General features: G+C 65.5%; 5 protein-coding genes. 4 read left to right on the top strand and 1 reads right to left on the bottom strand.

Annotated features, from left to right (window positions below):
• From AX702_RS22705 to AX702_RS19715, 3 genes are all read left to right on the top strand, one after another.
• Positions 1–1,054 (top strand): GumK N-terminal domain-containing glycosyltransferase (locus tag AX702_RS22705; RefSeq protein WP_066782091.1); only part of this gene is annotated, 1,054 nt, incomplete at its 5' end.
• Positions 1,047–2,366, top strand: a complete 1,320-nt coding sequence (locus AX702_RS19720; RefSeq protein ID WP_197420695.1) for a polysaccharide biosynthesis protein GumE — start codon at positions 1,047–1,049, stop codon at positions 2,364–2,366. The genes AX702_RS22705 and AX702_RS19720, both read left to right, overlap by 8 nt.
• Positions 2,359–3,843 (top strand): lipopolysaccharide biosynthesis protein, encoded by a 1,485-nt coding sequence (locus tag AX702_RS19715; protein ID WP_066782090.1) that lies wholly within the window; start codon positions 2,359–2,361, stop codon positions 3,841–3,843. The genes AX702_RS19720 and AX702_RS19715 overlap by 8 nt, the downstream gene beginning before the upstream one ends.
• Before the next feature lie 19 nt (positions 3,844–3,862).
• Here AX702_RS19715 and AX702_RS19710 read toward each other — a convergent pair whose 3' ends face one another.
• Positions 3,863–4,714: a glycosyltransferase family 2 protein gene (locus AX702_RS19710; protein WP_066782089.1), complete on the bottom strand. Its 852-nt coding sequence runs from the start codon at positions 4,712–4,714 to the stop codon at positions 3,863–3,865.
• A 645-nt stretch (positions 4,715–5,359) separates the two neighbouring features.
• Between AX702_RS19710 and AX702_RS19705 the strand changes: the two genes are divergently transcribed.
• The coding region (locus AX702_RS19705) for a PAS domain S-box protein (RefSeq protein WP_156455605.1) at positions 5,360–6,476 on the top strand (1,117 nt) is incomplete at its 3' end.

The raw sequence follows: 6,476 nt of genomic DNA, 5'->3' as shown, positions 1-6,476 counted from the left end.
CCACGATTATCGCACCGGTCGTCGCGCCAGCATCCACTTCCTGGCGCAGGCGATGGCGGCGCAGGGGCATGACGTAAGCTTCGTGTCGGTGGGCTTCAGCTGGCTGTCGCACCTGCGCAAGGACCGCCGCTGCGCCTTTGCCGACCGGGCGAACCGGTGGGAGGAGCGCGACGGGGTTCGCGCGCTGTTGTGGAAGACGCCCTGGCATGCCGTGGATCTGCCGCTGATCAGCGGCCACACCGGTTGGCTCTACGACTTGTGGTCGCATCTTCCCGGCCGCGATCTCGACGCGGCGGCGGCGGCCGCGGATACGATCATCGTCGAATCCGGTATCGCGCCCGTGCTGATCCGCCGATTGCGCGCGCAGGCGCCGCACGCGCGCATCGTCTATCGGGCGGCGGATCTCCTCGACACGGCCGGCGTGCACCCCCGTGTCCAGCGCATCCTTGATCGCGACGCGGCACAGGTGGACCTGGTGGTGGTGGTTGCGCGGGGCATGTTGCCCCACTTCCAGCATTTCCCGGCGCGCAAGCTGCTGGTGCGGCACGGCGTGGACCGGCAGCAGATTGAGGCGCCGACGCCCAACCCCTACGACACGGCGAACAATGTGGTGTCGGTCGGCTCGATGCTCTTCGATGCAGAGGCGGTGCGGCAAGCGGCCGAAGCGCTGCCGCAATGGACATTTCACCTGATCGGCACGCCCGCGGGGCAGTTCGGCGCCAATGTGCGCCAATATGGCGAGATGCCGTTCGCCCAGACGCTACCGTATCTGCAACATGCCGATGTCGGCCTGGCCCCGTATCGCCCCGGCCCGGCCGCGGAATATCTGGCGGACAGCAGTCTCAAGCTCCTGCAATATGGGGCACTTGGCCTTCCCGCCGTCTGCCCACGCTTCGCCCTGGACGGCAGCCCCTTGCGCTTCGGCTATGATCCCGAACAGCCGGAAAGCCTCGCGCCTGCCGTGCTGCTCGCGGCCGCGGCGGCGCGCCGCCCGCAGCCGATCGGCGACTGGAGCGAGGTCGCCCGGCACCTGATGGAGGAGATCCATGGCTGAGGCGACCGCGCATGATCGCGGCGTGATCCAGATCAGCTGTGCGGTGCTGCTCGCCGCCACCGTGCTGTTCAATCCGGTGCTGGCCTTGGGGGGGGCATATGGGCTTCCGCTCAGCGCCGGGCTGGTGGCATCGGTGCAGGGGGCGATCGTGGCAGGCGCCCTGATCCTTGGCATGGCCCAGCCAGAGGCGCCGCCCTACCGCTGGATCGCCGTGGTGCTGGCGCTCGTCGCAGCGTCGGTACTTACGGGAGCCATACGGTCGCAATTCGATGCCAAGAGCCTGGGCGACGTGCTGCTGGTGCCGGCCTTCATCCTGCTCGGCACCCGCCTCAGCCCCCGAACCCTGATCGTGACGATCGTCACGGTGCAGGCGCTGGTGCTGGCTGCCGGCATCTGGGAAGTGGCGAACCCGGAGCATTTCGGCGCTACCTTCCGCATCGCCAATTACTACATGAACACCCGCGGATTTTCGGAAGCGGATTTCTGGGCCGGCGGCGACCTGTTCATCAGTTCGGAGCGGCCACAGGGCCGGTTGCTGCTGGCCGGGTCCGGCCTCCATCGCGGATCATCCTTGTTCCTGGAGCCGGTCTCACTGGGCAATTGGGCGGTTGTCGTTGCCATAGCCACCGCCATGCTGTGGTCGCGCCTGTCCAACCTCCTGCGGATCGGGCTGATCGTATCCACGCTGATGCTGCTGGTCATCTGCGACGGGCGGCTGTCGCTGAGCGTCTGCCTGCTCCTGCTGGCATTCCTGCCGATCGCGCGGCACCTGCCCGAGCGCTTCAGCGTGCTGTATCTGCCGGTTTGCATCCTTGCGCTGGTCATTGCGGCGCAGCTTGGCCTGCTGACGGAGACCGGCGATACATTTGCGGGGCGGTTGCGTTATGCCTTGGAAGCATTCGGCCGGCTGGACATCACTCACCTGCTGGGTGTCAGTGAAAAGCGCGTGGGCATGGAGGATGCGGGCCTTGCCTATTTCATCGTGCGCCAATCGGTGTTCGTGGCAATCGGATTGTGGCTGGTGCTGACACTGACGAGTCTGGGCGATGATCGGGCGGGGCGCATCTGCAAGCACGGTTTCATGCTGTTCGTCGTATTATGCCTGCCGATCAGCAATGCCCTGCTGTCGATCAAGACGGCGGCGCTGATGTGGGCCTGCTACGGCTTCTGCTACGCCCAGGCGCGGCGCAGCGTAACCAGCGACATCGCGGCGCCGGACACGCGAGATGGGTGGAGTGCGTCGCAGGACGTGACGGCACGGGAACCGATCATCCTTTCCGGCGCACGCCCCTGGGCACCCGGACATGGCTGAGGCACCGGCTGGCCGAGCCGCCGCGCGTGGCGCCGCGGTGCTCGGGGCATCGCAGGCAGTGCGGATCGTGACCAGTTTCGCGTCCAGCATCTTTGTCGCCCGGCTGCTCACCCCCGCCGACTATGGCGTGATGGCGATGGTCGCGCCGGTGATGGGGTTCATCCTGATCTTCCAGAACCTGGGGCTGAACCAAGCGATCATCCAGCGCCGCACGATTTCGGCGCAGGAGATCAACGGCACCTTCTGGCTGAACATCATCGCGACGATCATCATCGCCGCCCTGTTCATCCTCATCGCGCCGCTCGTCGGTCTGTTCTACGAGGATGATCGGGCGATTGGCCTGATGGCGGCAAGCGGCCTCACCGTTATCGCCACCGGCATCGCCTCCCAGCATCTGGCCCTGCTCAACCGTCACATGCGCTTTGGTGCGTTGAGCGCGGTGGAAACGGTAAATGCCGTCACCCAGCTGGCCGCCACCATCGCGCTCGCATGGTGGCTGCGCACTTACTGGGCGCTGTTCTTCGGCATGCTCGCCGGGGTCGCGGCCGGGAGCGCCCTGGCCTGGTGGTACGAACGGTGGCGTCCCTCCCTGCACCGGCTCGACCTGCGGGCGACGCGGTCCATGCTGGCGATGGGCGTGGACATCACCGGCTTCAACCTCCTGAACTTCGTTTGCCGGAACCTCGACAATCTGCTGATCGCCAAGCGCTGGGGGGCAGGGGAGCTGGGCCTGTACGACCGCAGCTATCGCCTGATGCTCATGCCGCTGCAGACGATCAACCAACCACTCGGCAAGATCATGCTTCCCACGCTGAGCCGGGCGCTGGACCGACCGGAGGCGTATCGCGGCATGTACCTGCTGGCGGTTCGTGCGCTGGTCATGGTGATCGTTCCCGGCGCGGTCGCCCTGTCGGTGTGCAGCACCACCGTGATCGTGCTGCTGCTGGGCGAGCAATGGCGGGACGCCGGCCCGATCTTCGCCTGGCTGTCGCTGACGGCCGCGATCCAACCAGTGTCGAACGCGACGGGCTGGCTCTTCATCAGTTGTGGGCGCACCCGCTCCATGGTGCGCTGGGGCGTGATATCGGCGGTTCTGACAGTGACGAGCTTTGTCGTCGGCCTGCCGTGGGGAGCAACCGGCGTCGCCGCTGCTTATGCGGTGTCCGAGGTGCTGCGGATCCCCGTGCTGTACCGCATGGCGACGCGCGGCACGCCGGTTGCCGCGCGGGATCTCTATGCCGTTCTGCTGCCCACGCTGCTGGGCGCGGGCCTGTGCGTGATCGCGGTGCTGGCGCTGCGCGACACGCTGGATCCGCTATCGCTGCTCGGCGTGGCCATCGCGCTCTCCTACCTTCTCGCGACGCTGGGACAGGCGGCGACGGCGGAGGGGCGGGCGGGGCTGTGGCGGCTATTGATATTGGCACGCAGCACCATGGGCCGGACCGGCCTGCGCCCTGCCGCGGAGCATGGCGCCTGAGCGAACCGGTGCTGCGCGTTCAGGCGAGGGCGGCGCGCCTGCCGCGCAGCCGGGAAAGCGATTCGCGCGGGCCATGCGCCAGCGCCAACGCGACGCTGAGCTCGAGATAACGCCACCTGGCGTCGACATGAGCGCGGCGGATGCCGAGCATCGTCGTGCGCAATTCGCGCCGCATCGCATGGGGAAGACCGCTGCCGTGCCGGGCGAGGAACCGCGAGAGGCCGTCGGCCCGGCGCAGCGACGGCGTTGCAATGCGCTCCCCGGGATGTTCGCGCCAGTGCGCGAGCGGCAGCGGCACCACCGCATAGCTGGCGCCATGTTTGATCAGGCGGATGAACAAGTCCCAATCGTTGAACACGGTCATGTACGGATCGAAGCCGCGCACCGCGCAGAACAAATCCGACCGGATCAGGAAATTGCTGCCTGTCATCGAGCTGCGGTGCGCCAGCACGGTGGCGGCGGTGAGCCCTTCCGGGCTGGCCCTCACGACGGGCGCGTGGCCCGCCTCGTGCCGCACCAGGCCGGACAGGACGAGCGGCGTGCCCGCGCTTGCCGGCCGGGCAAGCTGCTCCAGGAAGTCAGGCGTCCAGTCGTCATCATCGTCGAGGAACGCCACCCAGTCGCCGGTGCTGACAAAGGCACCGAGATTGCGAGACCCGCACGCGCCCGGCGAGCTGGTGTTGCGGACATAGCGGATCGGCACCGAACCGGTTGCCGCTGCTTGCTCCACCACCATTCGGCTGGCCGAATCGTCGGCGTCATCCACGATGATGATTTCGTCTGCGGGACGAACCTGTGCGGTCACACTGCTGATCGCGCGCGACAAAAGCTCTGATCGGCGATGCGTGGGAATGACGACGCTGATCTTCATTGTCGCTCCCGGATGGATAATAAAGCTCTATTCGTTTTGGATGCTACAACATCGTTCGATGCTGTCCATTGCGGCAATTACGTATAGTGTTACGCGTAGCCGCCGTTACCATATCGTGCTGAGGTATATGGCATGTTGTACAGGGGCGTTAAGCGGAAGTCGCCACTATATCCGTAAACTCCAATAGTAACAAAGGGCTGGTATGACTGCTGCTTGATGCGGCCGATCACACTGAACAGTTCGAAGACACGAACAATAATGTCGTGGCGGGCTGCGCTAGTGCTGCTCCTGTCCCCGTTTATACAAGTTTTGCATCGCTGCTCTGGCGATCGCGGGTGAAGAACTCAATCGCAGCCATGAAGCAGGCCAGCGGATCCGGCTCTCACTCCAAAGGCAGCAGGCAACAATATAAAACGCGCAAGTGCTTAATAACGTCCTACGCCGAGCGCCAGCATCCGCCGGAGTTCGCAATGGAGCGCGTGTAATACCTTTGATATGAACCTACTTCTTGAAATATATGTAAGTTCAGCTAGGTAGAGAGCAGAAAAAAGGTCGCGCCAGTTACAGGGTCTTGCCGGGCTTTGCTCCGGCCGTCGGAAGCGCATCACGGTTCGTCGTGCGCATTTCGGCGAAGGAGGAGGGCTTATGCTGAGCTTGCTTGGCAAGGCGGGGCCGCGGGCTTCGGTGCGCAGTTCGGCGCTGTCATCATCGTTCCGGCGTGAAACGCTGCGTTCGTGGCTGCCGTCTTTTCCGCCAACCGGGCTGGTCGGTGAAATGCGCAACCTGCTTACCGATACGCTGATGACCTGGCGCATGGTAGGCGTCGTCGGGCTGCTCCTGGTGGCGACGGCGGGGCGGCTGTTGCTCGAGCCGTTCCTCCCGCAGAACCTCTACTACCTCGTCTATATCGCCGCGGGGCTGCTTGCCTGGTGGCTCGGCGGGGTGCGGCTGGCGCTGCTGACCGTCCTGACGTCCTTTGCCATCAACGCCGCGTTTCTGCGCGAATGGCAGGATGTCAGCCGCGAGGGCGCGCCGCTGACGCTGCTGCTGTTGTGCTCCGTCGCGCTTGGCCTGGTGGGGATCCGGGCGATCCTGCAACGGGGCGAGGCGGAGAATGAGGCCAATCGCCTGACTCGCGCCGCGCTGGAGCTCGAGCTGCTGCTGGACAGTGCGGCGGATTGCGCCATCTGCATGCTCGATCCGGGCGGGCATATCGTTCACTGGAATCAGGGCGCTGCGCACGTGCTGGGGTGGCGTGACGGGGAGGCGATCGGCCGCGATCTTTCGCTGTTCGCGCCCGGCGCCAATGCCCATGCCGCGCAGGTCTGGCTGACGCGGGCGCGCGAGGCGGGCCGCTACGAGAAGACCGGCGAATGCCAGCGGCGCGACGGCAGCCGCTTTCCTGGCCAGCTGACGATCACCTCGATTGGCGATGCGGAAGGCAATCACCGCGGCTTTGGCGTCGTGATCCGCAACATCACGGTGGAGCTGCAGATCGAACAGGCCGTTCGCCTGCGGGAAAACCAGCTCCGCTTCATCCTGGCCGCCGTGCCGGACGCGACCATCCTGCTGGACGATCAGGGTCACATCCAGCTGTTCAGCCCGGCGGCGGAGCAGATGTTCGGCTATGACGAAAAGGACGTCATCAACCAGCATGCGTCGATGCTGTTGTGCGAACAATGGCATGCCGACGTGGCGATGTTCTTCACCAATGCGGCGGAGCACGCGCCGGAACTGCAGGCCACCACCCGCCGCGTCTTTG

The sequence above is a fragment of the Sphingomonas sp. CCH5-D11 genome (assembly GCF_001557395.1).
Taxonomy (GTDB): Bacteria; Pseudomonadota; Alphaproteobacteria; order Sphingomonadales; family Sphingomonadaceae; genus Sphingomonas.
This window is presented reverse-complemented; position numbering and strand designations above follow the sequence as displayed.